The sequence below is a fragment of the Variovorax sp. GW822-FHT04A09 genome (assembly GCF_058801005.1).
Map to the genome: position 1 here is coordinate 1 of NZ_JBXAMV010000010.1, position 18,802 is coordinate 18,802.

Consider the following 18,802-nt stretch of genomic DNA (forward strand, 5'->3'; position numbering starts at 1 on the left):
CACCGCGCCGATCGAGTCGCCGCCTGCGGATGCCGAACTGATCTGAGTCTCAGCGACACCCAAACGCTACCAATCCGCATTTCGAAGTGAGCGACACAGGCATAGGAATTGACCTGAGCCAGCAGGTCGATATTTTCGGGCAATTCCAACAGGTCCAGGCTGCCAGCGGCAGTGCAGGCTTGGGATTGTTCATCGCTCAGCGCATTGTCTCGGCCATGGGCGGATCTCTGAACGTCGCAAGCGTCATCGGGCAAGGCACTACGTTTTCTTTCACGCTTTTCATGCCGATCGTCAATGCTTCCGATTCAGCCTGGTCCGCCGCTACACCGCAGGAGGTAGAAGCTGGCGTGACCTTACCGAGGCATCTCTTACCTCGGAATGCCATACTGGACAACCAAGCCTTGGAAGAGCTCGCCAGCTTGGCGCTTGATGGTCGGCTCACCGATGTTGAGTGCTGGATCGAACGCCACTCCGATGAAGTCGAAAATGCTCCGTTCGTTGCTCTGTTGAGTGACCTGTTAGAGCGGCTCGACTTCCCCGGGATACATGCGCTGTGCGTTGCACAGCAAGAATATTCGAGCCCCCTGCGCGACATACGCGACCAGGGTCCGCGTCAGTGATTCGGATGCAGACAGCGAGGCTAGCCCAAAACCTTCGACGGGGAATATCTGGTGGAAACGCTTGATGGTTTTCGGGTTTATTAGCAAGAGCGAGGCACCAAGACCGCCGTTCGAAACTTCACATCGCTGCGCGATGCTGCACAGGCATTTTTCCGCTGACGCCGGATGACCGCTTTCGCGAGCCTCGAACTTCTGCAAAGGGCCCTTTTGAGACATTGGGCTTGGCCCAAACGCCGCCAGTCGCGACCGTGCAATCGAAGGTCGGCACGAGGGGTTTCTAAACGCTAGGATTCGCGGCCTTCCGCTCCGGCACGACGAACTGCACCAGTTCCTCCCCTGCCCACTCGTTGATTTCGCGAACGCGCTGCATCAGCGGCCGGACCTCGTTGTCGATGAACACCCCCAGCGCGTCCGGCGCATTGCCGAACCCGCCGGCGTTGGTCGGCACGATGCCCAGCAGACCCGGCGGCACGCGATGGGCGGCGAGCACGTCGTCCTTGCTCACGTTCTTGATCGCCGCGAAGTCGTCCTTCGCCGCTACCTCACTGACCGGGATCAGCTTCAACCCATCTGACTTGCCACCAGGCGCATGCAGGAACAGGTTCCGGAAGTTGCCCGGCCCCTTCGCTCCCTTCAGCGCCTCGCGCAGCGCGTCCGCATCGGCGGTGCTGACCTGGGCATCCGACAGATACAGGATGAAGCCTGCATGCGAGCCGTTCGCGTAGTACTTGCGCCGGAACATCGTGGCCGACTCGTTGAGCCAGGCCGACTGCAGCACGCTGATGTAATCGGGCAGGCCATAGACCTCCTGGTTCACATCGTCCTCGCGCAGATGGAACACCGACGCGTACAGCAAGAGGCACTCAACGCGTTCGAGGACAATGAGGTTACCGGTTGTTGTCAATCCTCAAGACGAAGCCTCCTATGCCTGAATATTCTGACCACGTTGTGGCGCGAACCGTCACTAGTATCGATCGCGATGACAACCGTCGTGCCGTCATACGAGAGTCAAGCCCTTTGAGGGACTGGCGAAGCATAGCTGCCTACGTCCTGCTTGGTGAACCAGGTTCTGGAAAAACGACGTCGTTCAAAACGGAGGCATCTGCACTAGGTGATGATGGCATGTACATCACTGCGCGCGACTTCTTGATAAGGAGGCTGACCCCAGATGAGCAACGCAAGGTAATCTTCATAGACGCCTTGGATGAACGGCTTATTGCCTCAGCAGATCCGACAGGGCCATTCGACTCCATTCGGATGAAGATTGCGGACCTTCAAAAACCACGATTCCGGATCTCTTGTCGAGAAGCAGATTGGCATGCCGGAGGCGCGAAAGCCCTTCAAGCAGTAGTGCCCGGATTAGTGGTCGAAGAGCTAACTTTGGATCCGCTCTCAGACGCTCAGGTGCTTGAAATCTTGCATTCCTTTGGCCAAGAGAGGGTAAGCGATCCACAGTCGTTTTTGGTGGAGGCTCAACATCGCGGTGTCGATCATCTTCTGCGCAATCCGCTGCTAATCGATCTTCTCGTGAGCGCCGTACAAGGCAGCAAGTGGCCCCAGACTCGTGAGGAAACATACAGGTTAGCCTGCGAGCACTTGGCCCAAGAACAGAATCCGGAGCACCGCCGTCTACTTCGGACTCGCCCAGTAACCGCAGAGCTCTTGACTGTCGCGGGGCGAGTCTGCGCAGCCCTTCTCCTTTCAGATCAGTCCACGATCTCGATGGAGGCAGAAGGCTCGGGCGATGGCGCTGTATCGATAGACGTCGTGGCGTCAGAGCTTTCAGTTGAGCAGGACACTTTGCTTCACTGCTTGAATTCGAAACTCTTCGTCGCTGAAGGGGTCTACCGGTCTTCACGGCACAGGACAATCGCCGAATTTCTTGGAGCTTTGGCCTTGGCAGAGCTCGCCGTCAATCATGGCGTGCCACTGCCTCGCCTGCTCGCGCTGATGCTCGGATATGACGGGCGCGTTGTTGACCCGTTGCGAGGTCTCTATGCTTGGCTCACAAAGCATGATCAGCGCGATAGACAGCTCCTTTTAGACATTGACCCGCTGGCAATCGTTCTCTATGGCGACGTTCAGCGGTTCTCCGTCATAGAGAAGACCCGTATTCTTGATGCGCTTCAGCGAGAGGCGGAGCGGTATAGCTGGTTCAGAAGCGATGTCACCACCGAGCAGCCGTTCGGAAATCTGGGCACCGCTGATATGGCCGCGATCTTTCGAGGCTGGTTAGTAGATCCGGCACGGGACCCTGCACACCAGTCGACGTTGGCCTGCGTTCTAGATGCAATTCATCACGGTCACGACTTTCCCTCTCTACTTGAGCCTCTTGAGCGCATTGTCCGAGATGGTTCGTACCGATCGAGGGTCAGGAGTGCGGCGTTGGGCGCTTGGATGGCCAAGCCTGGATTCGATGTCGGAAGGGCCGTCGCTCTACTTGAGGACTTGCGAATTGGAAGGGTGATGGATTCTGATGATCAGATCACAGGTCATCTCCTCGTGAAGCTGTATCCGACCAATATCGATCCCGTGGCCGCCCTGCGACACCTGCGCCCACGCAAGGACAGCTCCTATATCGGTGAATTCCACATGTTCTGGGCGCTTTGGTTCTTGCAAGCCACACCAATTGCGTTGCGTGCGGATGTCGCAGACCTCATGGCTCGACGCGCCAAGCGCAAGTCAGTTCTTGACGATGAGGACAGTAGCGAACCCATCTTCGATCAGTTTCGCGAGCTGCTCGTGAAGGTAGTGGCCAAGGCCATCGAGATCTTCGGAGACAGCGTCGCTACTGATCGCCTGTACAGCTGGTTAGATGCTTGCCTTGGAAAGTACCGTTCTGTACAGCAAAGCGATGAAAGCGAACAAATTCGAGCATGGCTGGAGTTGCGCCCGGAGAAAATGGCCTTGCTCTATCGAACCGCAATCTCACGCGCCGCACCCGACCCCGACGGAGTTCGTCGTTTCGGGGGCGTTAGATCTGTGTTGATGCATGCTCATTTGCCATCGGACTGGCACCACCGCCTTCTGGCGTTCGCGCGAGAAGCTGATAGCACGGAAGAAGCGGCACACTACGTTAAGGAAGCAGCAGACGCTGCTGTCGATTCTGACGTGCGATTCAGCATTTCGCTCGACGAGATTCACGGCTGGGTCGACCTGAACATCGCGCGATGGCCGGAGGCCCGATCATGGATAGAGTCAGCAACGACATGGTCGCTGGATTCTTATCATGCAAAAGAGTACAAGTACCGTCAGGATTCTCTTGCGAAGCGACTGAGGGAACGCTCTAAGCGTCAACGCGAAATTGCCCCGCAGCTTTCGACGATTTCGACCATAACGGCCAATCCGGGTTTGCTCTACCACGTAGCTCAAGCATACTGGGCTGAAAAGAATTCCCAGTTCAAGGGCGCTACTGCAAATGAGCGCATTGCTGATCTGCTTGTGGCAGGCCCAGCGGAGGCGGCCGATGCAGTGCGCGGGATCCTCGTGTCACTTGATCGAGAAGATATCCCCTCAGTGAAGGAAATTTTCGATCTCGCGAAGGAAGGTCGCTTCTACTATCTCTCGTACGTCTGTCAGTTGGGCGCGCAGCTACGCTTCTCGGAAGAACCTGCGGCGATCACAATTATCTCGGCAGATCTTCTGCAAAAGCTCGTAGCTTTCCACGTGCTTCAAGGCACTCGGGGAGATCAAGCTTGGTTCAAGGCAGTTTGCCGGGAACGGCCACAGGAAGTTGCCGAAGTGCTGATGCCATTTCTTGAAGAGCAGATTCGAGCGGCGGCTCATCCGAACTTCGATGCTGTATATGACTTTCGAAAGCCGGACGGTCCGTTGGCACTGTCGCGGATTTGCATACCGCGACTGCTCGCGGCATTCCCTTACGAAACCTCAGACCCAATAAAACTTCATCTGCTAGACAGCCTGCTCATTCCAGGCGGCATTCTTAGTCTCGAGCAATCAACCTTCCAGCAGTTGATTGCATCTCAGCTCGCTCCCGAAGCCAGCGCTGCGTCTCAGATAAGTTTGAACGTGGCTCTCATTGCTTTCGACAGCGAGCGACACTGTAGTGCGATAGAGAGTTTGTGCACTGATCTGTCTTCGATTCAGCGCCTAGCGACAGTGATTTCGGAACAAGCTCGCATTGACGATGCGTTTGTCTCCGCGAACCCTGTGCCCGTTTCACGCCTAGCCCGGATATTTATGAAATCTACTGAGCGAGCTGAGTGGTCAGGCTCGCACGGACACGGAAATGTTTCGGACGCTGCTGACTCGCTCATTCGCAAGCTCGCGCAAGTCCCGTCTGTCGAAGTGGGGGCGCTGCTGACAAATATGCGGCGTGACATAGATCGTGCAACGTGGCGGCCCTTCCTCGATTGGCAAATATTCGAGCACTCGAAACTTGCCCGAGCAGCGCGATTTTCGGCGCCGTCATTTGGTGCTGTCTGTGCTGTTGTGGCGAACGGAGCACCGGCAAATCATCGCGACCTCGCGGAGTTGCTGCGTGACCACCTCATTCATCTCGCTCGGCGCATTCAGTACCACGAGGCCAATTTGCTAAAGACCTTCTATCGAGACGGCAAAGAAGGGGTAAGCCCGAAGGTGGAGAACGATTGCCGAGACATTCTTCTCGGGCTTGTCGAAGACCGAATTGCTCAGCAAGGCGCATCCATCGACAAAGAGGCGCACACGGCACACGACAAGCGTGCTGATCTCAGGGGGTCGCTTGTGCGCACCACTCGCATGGCGATACCGATCGAGGTAAAGAAAGACAACCACCCAGATGTTTGGACTGCTTGGCATGACCAGCTTCACGCGCGCTACACAGCCCATCCTGAGGCAGGGGGTATCGGAATCTACCTGGTGCTGTGGTTCGGCGTTAAGACAACGAAGGCCCCTTGCGGCGGGAAGCCGAGAACTGCCGAAGAGATGGCGAGGATGCTTGACACGCTGGTCTCGGGCGAGTTTCGCCAAGCGACCTTTGGACTAGTTATCGACTTGTCGAATAGCGTCAGAAGATACGGACTTTGCGAACAGGGAGAAACGATATGAGATCTTGTGCCGGTAGCCCCCAAGGCACTCAAATGACCGCCGGCTCGGCACCGCTGATCTATCGCAAGAACACGGTGCTTGCGAAGTCCGGCATTTCGTAGACCACCTTGCGCCGCCGGATGGGCAGCGAGCGATTTTCACGCCCGCGGCAACTCGGCCCGCGTGCGGTTGGCTGGGTCGCGGCCGAGGTCGACCACTGGCTGGAAGAACGTCCGGTGGCGTCTTCGACCAGCTCTTTCAGCGACGATTAGGGCCGCTGGCGCTTCCGCTTCGGCGGGGGCGCCGGCATGCAGTAGTCGGCCCAGTCTTGCATCATCGCGAGGCGCTTGCCGGTTCGAATCGATTCTGCCTTGGCAGCGGACGGCTGCTTCTGGCCGGGGCGGTCTCTGGTCTCGACCATTGTGCCGCCGTGTCGGGCCCAAAGCGGACATCAGATTGCGGCGTCAAGCTAGATGGAAGACGCGAGTTCCCAAGGGAACGTCCTCTTTCGCTATCTGCGGCGGCAACACGAATGGGAAGGTGAGAACCTCAGGGCGTGGTCTCGATCCATAGTTGAAGTGCGGAATCGAGTGAATCCGTGTGTCGACTACCTCGCCGTCGGGCTTCAACAGCCGAATGGGGTCTCCCGCCCGAACTTCAGGGATACCTGGCCCCGGCGTCACGCCCGGTGCAACTACACACCAGATGTTCGAGATTTGGAAGACCTGTTCAACGACGAAGAGCAGAGATGGCTCCATGGATCGGATGTCCGTTTCTGGCCGACTGTAGCCGGTCGCGCTGCCGTCGCGAAGGGCCCAAAGCAGATGTCAGCCCCGACGGTAGCTGAACACGGGCAGGCCGATGAGCAACAGCCATTCTTCGAGTTCTTCTCGGCTAGCTCGCCGACCGTTCTCGCCGCACGTAATACCGTCGTCGCCCGCCGCCGCTAACAGGCGTTCAAGCTCTTGCTTGAGCGCGTCGGAAGTACTGGTTCTACCCGGGCCCGTCTTTGGAGAGAGGGCGAACTCTGAGACGCTCACGACCCTGCCTTCGGCGTCAAGCGTCAGTTCTCTAATGGCAACCTGCTCGTCAAGGGGAGCGTCCTGCGTAAGGCAGACCCCTGGCAGCGGTCCTCCCCGCTGCTTAAGCCGTGTAAGCAACCCTTCTTGCCTGAGTTCTCTTTCCGATTTAGGGCGTCGTCTTGGGTAGTTCATGGATGTCCGCTTCCGCATCGTGCCGTCACGGCGAACGGCCGGTTCTCGCCGACTGTAGCCGAAGGGAGGTCGGCGTCACCGGGCCCATACCGGCTGTACGCGGCGAGCGAAAGCCGACGTTCGGCTAGCCCTGCATCTCGACGGTCACATCAGTCAGGGTCAAGCCATCGAACGATGTCAGGCATAGGCTGTGTCCCCAGAACATGTCGCCGTCGGAATACGAGAACGCAATCATTTTTGCCCCGGTGATTTCGAGCGTCGTAGGAGTGAGCATCGATGCAAACTGCTCCTCATTGAGAGCTGGCTTCTCGAAGTTCTTCGTCGTACCGTCGGCATGAAGTGCTGCGCCAGAACGCCAGTCACTGTTGTATGAGGTCAAGCTGTCGTTTGCGATGAGCGTTCGGCAGCGAGCGTCCAGTTCGTTGAGCATCGAAGCTGCATCCGTCGCCAACCCCAAGACGGCCTCCAGCGGCCCGCCATCTGGAGCAATCCAGACCTCTATCTTGGCGCCGCCTACATCTGCGACCGAGCGAAGGACCCCGGAGAGTTTTTCGTGCGGCTCAAGCCTTCCGAGAATCGGATGGTCAATCGCGTCGAGCCGGACCATAGGGGGCTTGGTTTTGAAAAGACCGGACACCTTGATTTCCTTCCTAAAGGGCAGACTGAGCAGCGGAGCCAAGCGGCAGCTTCTGGCCGACTGCTGAACTATCCAGTAACGTACATCGTGGTTTCCGGGAGTTCACCGGCCGACCAGTGCGCAAAGACCTTTTGCGCCGCGCGGTCAGCCACCCGACGCTGGACATCACCGGGCATCGGCTCGATCAACTCAAACTTTCCTGTTTTCTTGATGAGCTTCAACCGTCCTGAGACCGCTTCCACCTTTTCGTTCCGATCCGGCCCGACCGTACGATATAGATTGCTGCTGAACTGGTAGACGCATTCGCTGTCGTCGTCTGCCAGGCGCCGGAGACTGATGCACATCCAGTCGAGGTACTCACCCGATTCAGGCGTCGACGGCGATGGCTCTGTGGGCATGATTCGGACGGCCAGAGAGGCCGTAGTTGTTGAGGTGACGGTTCCACTCGAATCGTGCCACAACATCGAAGGTCCGGTCATGGCCGGGTGTAGCCTGCCGTCGCGTCTACGCGAAGGGGCCGAAATCGAGACTCCAGCGGTGCGTTGGTCACTGGACGAAGATGTATGGAGCCAAGCTCGCCATGTTGCGTGCATCGTCGATACCGCGATGGGGCGTTCCTTGGAAAGACAAGCCTACTCGTCGCAGAGCCTGTTCCAGCCCACAGGCCTTCTTCAACCCCACGTTGTCGGCAAACCGCGTCTTGATGTTGATGTGATTGGGCCCGAACGGATAGACGGCCTCGTGAAACGAGCAGTCCTGCTGTAGCTGATACTTGTCGTAGTCCCCCCAACTGCAAAAAGTTGGGTCATCGAAGGATTCAATCCATGCAGAGAACTTCTCCAGAACAATGGGAAATGGCTCTGCCGAATCAACTTTCTTCTGCGGAATTTTGGTCAGACGCTTGCAGAAGTCAGTGAGCATCGGGTTTCTCACCGGCCTCACAAAGGACTGGAATTCACCGCGGATGTTTGGACCGTTTCCCCAAAGAGCGACAGCACCGATTTCGATGATTTCCATTTCTTCGCGAGCTACCTGCCCCGTGTCCGAGCAAGTTGCTTCAAAGTCAACGATCAAGTAGGTCAAGTTTCTCCCAAAGTGACGGCTTGGTTACATGCGTAGAGACGTACCGAATGTCCGTAGTTGGCCGGTTTCCGTCTGTGCTGGTTAGTAGCCGGGTAGCCAAGGCTCCTGTTCGATAGCGGCAAGATTTCCGTCAGCAAGATGTCGGAACAGCTCGAGAATCTTGCTTGCTGGCACCTCATCCATGTGCCGTTCGCCCCCGCCCTCGGCTTCGAGATTCTCGAAGGTGATGTAGCCGCCCCGCGATACAGCCAAGCTCCACTCGGATTCATGGGTGACCGCCACTGACCCATGCTCGGTATCTTCTGGCCTATCGTCGAGCTCACGAAGTAACGCTAGGAAGTCCGCGTTGGGGCCGCCTGGGTCCATGCTGCCGTAACGGTGAGTCAGATTGAATGCCATGGTCGATGGTGAAAAAGGCTAAGGGGAAAAGTCTGCTTCTGGCCGGAGCTGGTCCTTAGGGACTGCCCACCACGTGAGGCTTTTTGCCATCGACTTGGATAAGTATGGACTCATCGACCTCAACGATTTCGAATCGATTTCCCTCGCGTTCGTAGACTTCACCCGACAAGAGCCGGACGACGGACGAGCCGACCCTTAGGAGCATTTCAATGACGTTGTTCGCCGCGTCCCGACGAAGTTCCAGCACTTGCATCGGTCCCGTCGGCAGCTCGACGAGTTCCCTCGTACTGAAGATTGCCGCGTCTGGTGCGGTCTGTTGCAATGAATCGTGCGGCTCTGAAAACAGGAAAAGCCCATGGACGCCAGTCCCATCCTCATGCTGGGAAAGCAGCGAGAGCTTTCGCCCATCGTCCAGGATCAAGACAACCTCAATCATTTGGAGATGCGGCACCGCCGGGTGGCTCCACCGGACCTCGCCTGACTGGAAGAACTCCTGCCCCGTGTTGTCTAGCACCCATGCGCCGCTCTCGGAGAGCGCCATCTCGCAGCCTGTCCATTTGATGACGACCTGCCCGTCAAGGTCTGAAAGTGAGTGCAATATCGTGTCTTCCATCGTTTCAACTGGCTCGACCTCGGCAACGTCGGCTTCTGGCCGATAGTAGCCATTCGCGCGAGGCCGAGGGATGTCGGGTGTCGCTGCGTACCTGCCACTCGCAGGGACGAGCTGCCGGCCTGGGTGCAGCATGTTCCTACCGTTTGCGGTGCGTTCTCAGCCGCCGATAAGGGAGCATTGACGTGCCTTTGGTTATCGTCGGTTAGGTCTGCGGCGTTCGGCTTCGGGCTCCGGTGCTGGCAGTCCACTGCTCGAGAGAGTCAATGTGCGAATGAGCATTAGCATGGCGACGCGGCGTTGATATCTACGAGCAGATGGGTGCACCCGGGCGAATCGAAGATCTCGTTACAGCAGACAAACGTAAGAGGTTTGATCGCGATGTGACGTGTGAACTAGTTTTCCGATCCGCGCCTGATGTGCGCATGCCGATTTTACGAGCGCAGGTCTTTCCGATTCCTCTCTGGCGATCAATCTCAGGACGAACGACTGGAACGCGCGCTCCAGACGTTCGGGCGCGCGACTTGATTCTCAAAGCCCGCCGGGACGGGCATGCTGGAAGGCCCGTTGCTGCGATGCAGAAGGTTTCGGCTACGGAAACGTGGCGTGTCTTGATCGCATGACTGCCGAAGTCGAATTTGGCGCAAGACTTGATCTGCAGGTTCTCGAGACGAGACCCGCAAGCGTTTTGCTCCAACCTTTTTCTTTGGAACCTCCATGAATCTCACGACAGCCATGAAGATCGTATCGGCCCCTGTTCTGACCCTCCTGGTCGCGGCCGGCGCCCACGCAGAGGCGTACGACGGTGTGCACAAGGCCTTCTCCAGCAAGACGCGCGATGAGGTGAATGCCGAGGCCGTGCGCACCGCCAAAGCGCCCGACCAGAACGTGGTTCGCGGTTCTCGCGGTCCCGAGACCATGGCTGTTTCGACGGCGCGTTCTCTCGTTGAAGCCGAGGCCGTTCACTACAATCTGCGGCCCGACCAGAATGTCGGCTCCGGCTCTCGTGTGAACAGCAAAGTTATTTCGACGATGCCGCACCCGGCCGATCTGCGCGCCAAGGCCAATTGAGCAACGACTGCTTCACGCTCCGCGTGCGGTAAGAAAAAAACGGTTGGCAGGAGAGCCCGGAGTTGCGGGTGCCCATCACGCACATGCCAGCCAAGGGTGGACACCTGATGACAACTTCCCTCACTGCTGACGCCGCCAGAGCCTTGGAGCCAGCCCCTTTGCCCGCCAAGGTCAACTCGGGCGTCGCCAACCCCTTGCTGTACGCGCCGCTGCTGCCGCTGTTGATTCGCCTCGCGGTGCCCACGGTCGCCGTGATGCTCATGCAGACGGTGCTGAGCGTGGCAGAAACCTACTTCGTGAGCGGGCTGGGTGTCGACGCTATCGCAGCGGCCTCGTTAGTCGTGCCCGTCATGTTGCTTATGACCATGGTCTCCAACGGCGGTGTCGGAGGCGGGGTTTCTTCGGCGGTCGCGCGGGCGCTCGGCGGCGGGCGGCAAGACGAAGCCGAAAGTCTCGTGTGGCACAGCGTCGTGATCGCGATCATCGCAGGCGGACTGTTCGCCTTGGCTGTGATCGCCGCGGGTCCGATGCTCTACCGTGAACTGGGTGGAACAGGTGCGTCCTTGCAGCAGGCGATTCGATACTCGGACATTCTCTTTGGCGGCGCGGTGCTGTTCTGGATTCCGACGTTGCTGCAGTCAGCCTTGCGAGGTGCGGGCAACGTCAGAACTCCAGCACTGATCATGCTCGGCGGCGTTGGCGTCGGGCTCATTATTTCTCCCGCCCTGATCCTGGGTTGGCTGGGGTTTCCGCGGATGGGCGTCGCCGGTGCGGGCGTGGCGCAGGTGCTGTGCAGTGCAGGCTCGCTCGTGGCGATCGTTGCCTCCATGCGATCCGCGGGCTCGAGGCTTCGACTTCGTCGGCACCCGCTACGGCGTGATCACTTCGGTGCCATCCTTGGCGTTGGCTTGCTGTCGACCCTCAACGCGGCGATGACGACGCTTTCAATTGCCGCGATCACAGCGGCTGCAGGCGCCTTCAACGTGTCGACGATCGCGGGCTACGGTATCGCGTCTCGACTGGAAATGTTGCTGGTTCCCGTGATGTTCGGCTTCGGCACCGCCGCCGTCGCCGTGGTTGGAACCTGCATTGGCGCCGGCGATGTGGTGCGTGCGCGGCGCGCTGCGCTGGTGAACACATTGTTCGTTGCTGGGTTGCTCGAAGTGCTGGGCCTCGGCGTGGCATTCTTTCCTGGACTGTGGATGTCTCACTTCGCGAGCGACCCCGACGTATTGGCCGTCGGGGGGCAGTACCTGAGGGTGATGGGCCCGGTGTTCGGCTTCATTGCCGTCGCGTTGTCACTGTATTTCGCGGGGCAGGGCGCGCGGCGCGTCGGCTGGCCGCTCGCGGCCGGTGTCTTGCGCTTCGTGTGCGCGCTGTCCGCAGCGGCGCTGGTGTTCGCGGGGAGGCTCAGCCTCGAGTCTGCCTTCCTGCTGGTGGCTGGGGGCGCCATCGTCGGCGCCGCAGTGACGGTGTGGGGCTTCGCCCGGGGAGATTGGGGAAGACGCTAGAGTCACACGCTTCGTGCTGCGGCACAGGAGGTTTGTAGCTGTACATCTGTGCGATGTCGCTGCGTCTCTCTGTCCTTCGGCGTGGAGGTCGGACGAACCGGTGTTTTCGAGCGCAACGGGTGAGTCTGTCGGATCGCCCGGGTTGCCGGGACGTATTCAGTGTCTCAATGCGGACGGATTGCCACCGCTTCGAGGGGTTCAGCCTGCCAGCCGCCACCCAGCGCCTTGAACGCACTGACCGCCGCGCGCGCCGACTCCGTTTGCGCTTGCGCTCTTGCATCGGCCACGCGCAGCAGGCTCTCGTCCGCTTGCAGCACTTCGATCAGGCTGATGACGCCTCGCTGATAGGCCGCGAACGATGCCCCTCGCGCGCGACCGAGCGATGCCTCGCCCTGCGCGAGCAAGGCGGCTTGTTCTTCACGCTTGACCAGGGCGGAGAAGGCGTTCTCCACGTCTTCGGTCGCACGCAGTGCAGCGAGCCGGTAGGCTGCGAGCAACTCCGCGTCCTGCCCCTTGGCGAGTGCAATCTGCGCGTCGATGCGCCCGAAGTCGAACAGCCGCCAGCGCAGGCCGAGCAGGGCCGCAGCCTGGCTGGCGCCGCCGGTGAACAGATTGCCGCTGGCCACGGACGTGGCGCTGCCGATCGTTCCCCCCAGTGAGAGTTTCGGGTAGTACTCGGCCATGGCCACGCCAATGCGCGCGTTCGATGCCGCAAGGCGCCGCTCGGCAGCGATCAGGTCGGGCCGCCGCCGCAGCAAATCGCCGGGTGATCCGGTGGCGCCGATGCGCGGTGCGACAGGAATGACACCCCCCGCCGCCAATTCGGAGCGGTGCGCGCCCGGCGTCGCGCCCAGCATCACGTCGAGCGCGTTCATGGCCGCGGCCTCGCCCGCCTCCAACACTGGCACAGATGCACGGACCTGCGCCAGGGCACCTTCGGCTTGCCTCAGTTGGAGTTCGGCGGCCAGCCCCTTGCCGTAGAGGAGGTTGATCTTCGACAGCAGGTCCTGCTGCGTGGCGACTTGCCGCCGTGCCACGTCGAGGCGGGCCTGTAGACCGCGCAGCGTGATGTAGATGTCTGCGGTCTGCGCGGCCACGGCCAGGCGCGTGGCGGTCGCGCCGGCCTCCGATGCCTGGTAGTCGGCCAGCGCTGCCTCGCGTCCCCGGCGCAGGCCGCCGAAGATGTCCAGCTCCCAGCTTGCGCCGAGACTCGCTTCGTAGGCGTTGCCGTAGCGATCGAACCCTGGCTGCGAGTTCAGGACCTGGCCCAGTGGCGTCTCCACCGACTGGTAGGCCCTGGCGGCTTGTCCGCCGAGATTGCCCGAGGGCAGCAGCGCCGCATTCGCCGCACCGAGCCCGGCCCGGGCCTGCGTCACGCGGGCGGATGCCTGCGCAAGGTCAAGATTCTGTTTCAGCGCGAGTTCGACATAGCGGGCCAGTCGTGCATCTCCGAAGCCAGTCCACCACGCCACCAGCTCGGCGGTGGCGGTGGCGGATCGCTGGTCGAGGGCTGTCGCGCCGATGAATCGGTCCGGCAGGCTCGGGGCAGGTCGGACATAGTCAGGCCCGACAGCGCAGCCTGCGAGGAGGCTGAACAGCAGGGGCAGGGCAAGAGTACGTTGGGACATGGGTTGCTCCGGGACGGCGGACAGGAAAAGGTGTGTGACTATAATTCAATATGGTCACTTGTTGTCGTTTGTTTGTCCGGGCGGTAAGCTCTGGTCATGAGCAATGCAACTTCTTCTCCGCCTGTAGCGCGGGGGCCGGCCGATCACGACGTGCGCGCGCAGATCGTCGTCGCGGCCACCGAGCACTTCAGCCAGTACGGGTACGAGAAGACCACGGTTTCCGACCTCGCCAAGGCCATCGGCTTCTCCAAGGCGTACATCTACAAGTTCTTCGAGTCCAAGCAGGCGATTGGCGAAATGATCTGCGCGAACTGCCTGCGCGAGATCCAGGAGGGCATCCGCGTGGCGGTCGACGGGGTCGAAAGCCCGCCCGAGAAGCTGCGCCGTATGTTCAAGGCCATTGTCGATTCGGGCCTGCGCCTGTTCTTCCAGGACCGCAAGCTCTACGAGATCGCCATCTCGGCGGCCAGCGAGCGCTGGCCTTCGGCCATTGCCCATGAAGAGTGCATCCGGCAGATGCTCATCGAGCTGCTGAAGCAGGGCCGCGAGTCGGGCGACTTCGAGCGCAAGACGCCGATCGACGAGGCGGCGGCGGCCATTTATCTGGTCATGCACCCCTATATCAACCCCGTGATCCTGCAGCTCAGCGCTCATTACACGGACCAGGCGCCGGCCCAGCTGTCGGGTCTGGTGCTGCGCAGTCTGTCTCCTTGAAGATATAAATCGGCTGTGACCATTGACTAAAATGGTCACTGTTATCAGAATCGGGGCCCTGATCGATTCGTCTATGGGCCCCTCATGCACTCGCGCCGCTTCCTTACATCTGCACTTGTCTGCGCCTTGCCGTTCGCGCTGGCCGCCTGCGACGACAAGGCGCCGCCCGATCCGCGCACCCAGGCGCCGCTGGTGCGCGCAGCCACCGTCCAGACGGCCGCGTCGGCATCGCGCTCGTTCACCGGCACCGTGGCCGCGCGGGTTCAAACCGACCTGGGTTTCCGCGTCTCCGGAAAGGTGCTGGAGCGCTTCGTGGACGCGGGCCAGACGGTCAAGCGCGGGCAGTTGCTCATGCGCATCGACCCGGTCGACCTGAGGTTGGCGGCGCGTGCCCAGCAGGAGGCTGTCAGCGCTGCACGGGCGCGTGCAAAGCAGGCGAGCGACGAAGAAGCGCGTTACCGCGATCTGCGCGGCACCGGCGCCATTTCCGCCTCGGCGTACGACCAGGTCAAGGCGGCGGCGGATGCGGCCCAGGCCCAGCTCGGTGCGGCCGAAGCGCAGGCCGAGGTTGCGCGCAATTCCAATCGTTATTCGGAACTCGTTGCCGACGCGGACGGCACGGTGCTCGAGACGCTGGCCGAGCCTGGTCAGGTCGTCAACGCCGGGCAGCCGGTGGTCCGCTTGGCGCAGGCCGGGCGCAGGGAGGCCGTGGTCCAGTTGCCGGAAACGCTACGTCCGGTCATCGGCTCCGTCGGTCAGGCCACGCTGTTCGGCAGGGAAGGTGTTGCGGTGGCCGTCAAGCTCAGGCAACTCTCCGATGCAGCCGACAAGCTCACGCGCACCTTCGAGGCGCGCTATGTGCTTGATGGCGAGATGGTCAACGCGCCACTCGGGGCCACGGTGACGGTTCACGTCGGGGATGGCAAGGTCGTTGCGAAGAACGGTGTGCAGGTGCCCATCGGCGCCCTGTTCGACGCCGGCAAGGCGCCGGGGGTCTGGGTCATCACCGGTGATCCGGCGAAGGTGCACTGGCAGCCGGTGACGGTGGAGTCGCTGGAAGACGACCGCGCCCAGATCACGGGCGAGCTCAAGCAGGGCGATCGCGTGATCGCACTCGGCGCGCACCTGCTGCGCGAGGGTGAAGAGGTGCGCGTTGCCGGCGCGGCCGCGGCGCCTGCGGGTGGCGGAGCCCGTCCATGAGCGAAGGCCGTTTCAATCTGTCGGCGCTCGCAGTCCGTGAGCGCGCTATCACCCTGTTCCTGATCCTGCTGATCTCGCTGGCCGGCCTCGTCGCTTTCTTCAAGCTGGGGCGCGCGGAAGACCCGGCCTTCACGATCAAGGTGATGACCATCATCACGGCCTGGCCCGGCGCCACGGCGCAGGAAATGCAGGACCAGGTCGCCGAGAAGGTCGAGAAACGCCTGCAGGAACTGCGCTACTACGATCGCGCCGAAACCTACACGCGGCCCGGTCTCGCGTTCACCACGCTGACCTTGCAGGACAGCACGCCACCCTCCAAGGTGCAAGAAGAGTTCTATCAAGCACGAAAGAAGGTCGGCGACGAAGCGGGCAATCTTCCGGCGGGCGTGATTGGCCCGATGATCAACGACGAGTACGCCGACGTCACCTTCGCCCTCTTCGCACTCAAGGCCAAGGGAGAGCCGCAGCGCGTGCTGGTGCGCGATGCGGAAACGCTGCGCCAGCGGCTGCTGCACGTGCCGGGCGTGAAGAAGGTGAACATCGCCGGCGAGCAGCCCGAACGGATCTACGTCGAGTTCGCGCACGACCGGCTGGCCACACTGGGCATCGGCCCGCAGGATGTGTTCGCCGCGCTCAATGCCCAGAATGCGCTGAGCCCGGCCGGGTCGGTAGAAACCAAAGGTCCGCAGGTCTTCATTCGCCTGGACGGTGCCTTCGACACCTTGCAGAAGATCCGGGACACGCCGGTGGTCGCGCAAGGGCGCACCCTGAAGCTGTCGGACGTCGCCACGGTCAAGCGCGGCTATGAAGACCCAAGCACCTTCATGATCCGCAACGGCGGCGAACCGGCCCTGCTGATCGGCGTCGTGATGAAAGAGGGTTGGAACGGGCTCGACCTGGGCAAGTCGCTGGATGCGGAAGCCCGCGCCATCAATGCCGAACTGCCGTTGGGCCTGAGCCTGTCGAAGGTCACGGACCAGTCGGTCAACATCGCCGCATCGGTCGACGAATTCATGATGAAGTTCTTCGCGGCCTTGCTGGTCGTGATGCTGGTGAGCTTCCTGAGCATGGGCTGGCGCGCGGGCCTGGTTGTCGCTGCAGCCGTGCCGCTCACGCTGGCCGTGGTCTTCGTGGTCATGGCCGCCACCGGCAAGAACTTCGACCGTATCACGCTCGGTTCGCTGATCCTGGCGTTGGGCCTGCTGGTGGACGACGCCATCATCGCCATCGAGATGATGGTGGTGAAGATCGAAGAAGGCTACAGCCACATCGCTGCATCGGCCTATGCGTGGAGCCACACGGCGGCGCCGATGCTCTCGGGCACGCTGGTCACCGCCGTCGGCTTCATGCCCAACGGCTTTGCGCCGTCGACAGCGGGCGAGTACACGAGCAACATGTTCTGGATCGTCGGCATCGCGCTGATCGCCTCCTGGGTCGTCGCGGTGGTGTTCACCCCGTACCTGGGTGTGAAGCTGCTGCCGAACTTCAAGAAAATCGAAGGCGGCCACGCCGCGATCTACGACACGCCGCGCTACAACCGCCTGCGTCGCGTGCTCGAGCGCGTGATCGCACGCAAGTGGCTGGTCGCAGGCGCCGTTATCGCGCTGTTCGTGCTGTCCATCCTCGGCATGGGTGTCGTGAAGAAGCAGTTCTTCCCGATCTCTGACCGTCCCGAGGTCCTGGTCGAGGTGCAGATGCCCTATGGCACGGCCATCACGCAGACCAGCGACGCGACGGGGAAAGTCGAGGCCTGGCTGTCTAAGCAAGCCGAGGCACAGATTGTCACCTCCTATATCGGCCAGGGCGCACCGCGCTTCTTCTTCGCCATGGGCCCGGAACTCCCGGACCCGTCCTTCGCCAAGATCGTCATCCGCACAGCCAGCCAGGAAGAGCGTGACGCCCTGAAGCTGCGGCTGCGCGAGGCCATCGCGCAGGGCTTGGCGCCCGAGGCGCGGCTGCGGGTGACCCAACTGGTGTTCGGCCCGTACTCGCCGTTCCCGGTGGCCTACCGTGTCACGGGGCCGGATGCAAACGAATTGCGGAAGATCGCGGCCGACGTGCGTCAGGTCATGGATGCGAGCCCGATGATGCGCACCGTCAGCACCGACTGGGGCACCCGCACGCCCGCGCTGCACTTCACCTTGAATCAGGACCGTCTGCAGGCCGTGGGCCTAAGCTCCAATGCCGTGGCGCAACAACTGCAGTTCCTCTTGAGCGGCGTGCCAGTGACGACCGTGCGCGAAGACATCCGCACCGTGCAGGTCGTCGCCCGTTCGGCGGGCGACACGCGTCTCGACCCGGCCCGCATCGCGGACTTCACGCTCGCCGGTGCCGGCGGTCAACGCATTCCGCTGTCGCAGGTCGGCCAGGTCGAGATGCGCATGGAAGAGCCGGTCATGCGGCGACGCGACCGCGTGCCCACCATCACGGTGCAGGGCGACATCGCCGACGGAACGCAGCCGCCGGACGTGTCGAACGCGATCACCAAGCAGCTGCAGCCGATCATCGAAAAGCTGCCCGCGGGCTACCGCATCGTCCAGGCCGGCTCCATCGAGGAATCGGAGAAGGCGACCGCGGCGATGCTGCCGCTGTTCCCGATCATGCTGGCGGTCACGCTTCTGATCATCATTCTCCAGGTGCGCTCGATGTCGGCGATGGTCATGGTGTTCCTTACCAGCCCGTTGGGACTGATCGGTGTGGTGCCAACTCTGCTCATCTTCCAGCAGGCATTTGGCATCAATGCGCTGGTTGGGCTCATCGCGCTGTCGGGGATTCTGATGCGCAACACGCTGATTCTGCTGGGGCAGATCCACCACAACGAGCAGGAGGGGCTGGACCCTTTCCACGCGGTGGTCGAGGCGACGGTGCAGCGAGCGCGGCCCGTGATCCTGACGGCGTTGGCGGCGATCCTCGCGTTCATTCCGCTGACGCATTCGGTGTTCTGGGGCGCATTGGCGTACACGCTGATCGGCGGCACTTTCGCGGGGACGATCCTGACACTGGTGTTCCTGCCGGCGATGTATTCGATCTGGTTCAGGATCAGGCCAGGCAACGCGACCCAGCCCGCGCACTGATGCGCTTCATCAT

15 protein-coding genes are annotated in these 18,802 nt (G+C 61.2%); 8 read left to right on the forward strand and 7 right to left on the reverse strand.

Features of this window, described 5'->3' with window-relative positions:
- The first annotated feature begins 86 nt into the window (after window positions 1-86).
- Window positions 87-620, forward strand: a complete 534-nt coding sequence (locus tag AC1RLW_RS31055; RefSeq protein WP_159270779.1) for an ATP-binding protein — start codon at window positions 87-89, stop codon at window positions 618-620.
- A 277-nt stretch (window positions 621-897) separates the two neighbouring features.
- Here the strand turns inward: AC1RLW_RS31055 and AC1RLW_RS31060 are convergent, their stop codons facing one another.
- Window positions 898-1,476: a phage portal protein gene (locus AC1RLW_RS31060; protein ID WP_493196233.1), complete on the reverse strand. Its 579-nt coding sequence runs from the start codon at window positions 1,474-1,476 to the stop codon at window positions 898-900.
- Window positions 1,477-1,742: 266 nt separating this feature from the next.
- Between AC1RLW_RS31060 and AC1RLW_RS31065 the strand changes: the two genes are divergently transcribed.
- Both AC1RLW_RS31065 and AC1RLW_RS31070 read left to right on the forward strand, forming a co-directional pair.
- Window positions 1,743-5,669: a DUF8371 domain-containing protein gene (locus AC1RLW_RS31065; RefSeq protein ID WP_493196234.1), complete on the forward strand. Its 3,927-nt coding sequence runs from the start codon at window positions 1,743-1,745 to the stop codon at window positions 5,667-5,669.
- A 119-nt stretch (window positions 5,670-5,788) separates the two neighbouring features.
- A complete protein-coding gene (locus tag AC1RLW_RS31070; RefSeq protein WP_493196280.1) occupies window positions 5,789-5,920 on the forward strand; it encodes a helix-turn-helix transcriptional regulator in 132 nt (43 codons plus the stop codon).
- 1,066 nt (window positions 5,921-6,986) lie between these two features.
- On the opposite strand, the gene AC1RLW_RS31075 is transcribed toward AC1RLW_RS31070, so the two are convergent.
- From AC1RLW_RS31075 to AC1RLW_RS31095, 5 genes are all read right to left on the reverse strand, one after another.
- Window positions 6,987-7,541, reverse strand: coding sequence for a DUF2262 domain-containing protein (locus tag AC1RLW_RS31075; RefSeq protein ID WP_493196235.1), 555 nt, complete (start codon window positions 7,539-7,541; stop codon window positions 6,987-6,989).
- Between the two features lie 26 nt (window positions 7,542-7,567).
- Window positions 7,568-7,978 (reverse strand): hypothetical protein, encoded by a 411-nt coding sequence (locus tag AC1RLW_RS31080; protein ID WP_493196236.1) that lies wholly within the window; start codon window positions 7,976-7,978, stop codon window positions 7,568-7,570.
- Window positions 7,979-8,045: 67 nt separating this feature from the next.
- Window positions 8,046-8,582, reverse strand: coding sequence for a 3'-5' exonuclease (locus AC1RLW_RS31085; RefSeq protein WP_493196237.1), 537 nt, complete (start codon window positions 8,580-8,582; stop codon window positions 8,046-8,048).
- Window positions 8,583-8,663: 81 nt separating this feature from the next.
- Entirely contained in the window at window positions 8,664-8,981 is a 318-nt protein-coding gene (locus AC1RLW_RS31090; RefSeq protein WP_354344041.1) for a hypothetical protein, read from the reverse strand.
- Window positions 8,982-9,036: 55 nt separating this feature from the next.
- Window positions 9,037-9,594, reverse strand: coding sequence for a hypothetical protein (locus AC1RLW_RS31095; protein ID WP_493196238.1), 558 nt, complete (start codon window positions 9,592-9,594; stop codon window positions 9,037-9,039).
- 714 nt (window positions 9,595-10,308) lie between these two features.
- On the opposite strand from AC1RLW_RS31095, the gene AC1RLW_RS31100 reads away from it, so the two are divergent.
- Both AC1RLW_RS31100 and AC1RLW_RS31105 read left to right on the forward strand, forming a co-directional pair.
- Window positions 10,309-10,662: a DUF4148 domain-containing protein gene (locus tag AC1RLW_RS31100; protein ID WP_235926633.1), complete on the forward strand. Its 354-nt coding sequence runs from the start codon at window positions 10,309-10,311 to the stop codon at window positions 10,660-10,662.
- A gap of 107 nt (window positions 10,663-10,769) precedes the next feature.
- On the forward strand, window positions 10,770-12,173 hold the full coding sequence (locus tag AC1RLW_RS31105) for an MATE family efflux transporter (RefSeq protein WP_493196239.1): 1,404 nt from the start codon (window positions 10,770-10,772) through the stop codon (window positions 12,171-12,173).
- A 164-nt stretch (window positions 12,174-12,337) separates the two neighbouring features.
- Here AC1RLW_RS31105 and AC1RLW_RS31110 read toward each other — a convergent pair whose 3' ends face one another.
- Window positions 12,338-13,801 (reverse strand): efflux transporter outer membrane subunit, encoded by a 1,464-nt coding sequence (locus tag AC1RLW_RS31110; protein WP_139701803.1) that lies wholly within the window; start codon window positions 13,799-13,801, stop codon window positions 12,338-12,340.
- Between the two features lie 96 nt (window positions 13,802-13,897).
- On the opposite strand from AC1RLW_RS31110, the gene AC1RLW_RS31115 reads away from it, so the two are divergent.
- From AC1RLW_RS31115 to AC1RLW_RS31125, 3 genes are all read left to right on the forward strand, one after another.
- On the forward strand, window positions 13,898-14,515 hold the full coding sequence (locus AC1RLW_RS31115) for a TetR/AcrR family transcriptional regulator (protein ID WP_139701802.1): 618 nt from the start codon (window positions 13,898-13,900) through the stop codon (window positions 14,513-14,515).
- Between the two features lie 84 nt (window positions 14,516-14,599).
- Entirely contained in the window at window positions 14,600-15,715 is a 1,116-nt protein-coding gene (locus AC1RLW_RS31120; protein WP_390344595.1) for an efflux RND transporter periplasmic adaptor subunit, read from the forward strand.
- Window positions 15,712-18,789, forward strand: coding sequence for an efflux RND transporter permease subunit (locus AC1RLW_RS31125; RefSeq protein WP_493196241.1), 3,078 nt, complete (start codon window positions 15,712-15,714; stop codon window positions 18,787-18,789). Before AC1RLW_RS31120 ends, AC1RLW_RS31125 begins: the two co-directional genes overlap by 4 nt.
- Window positions 18,790-18,802: the final 13 nt, after the last annotated feature.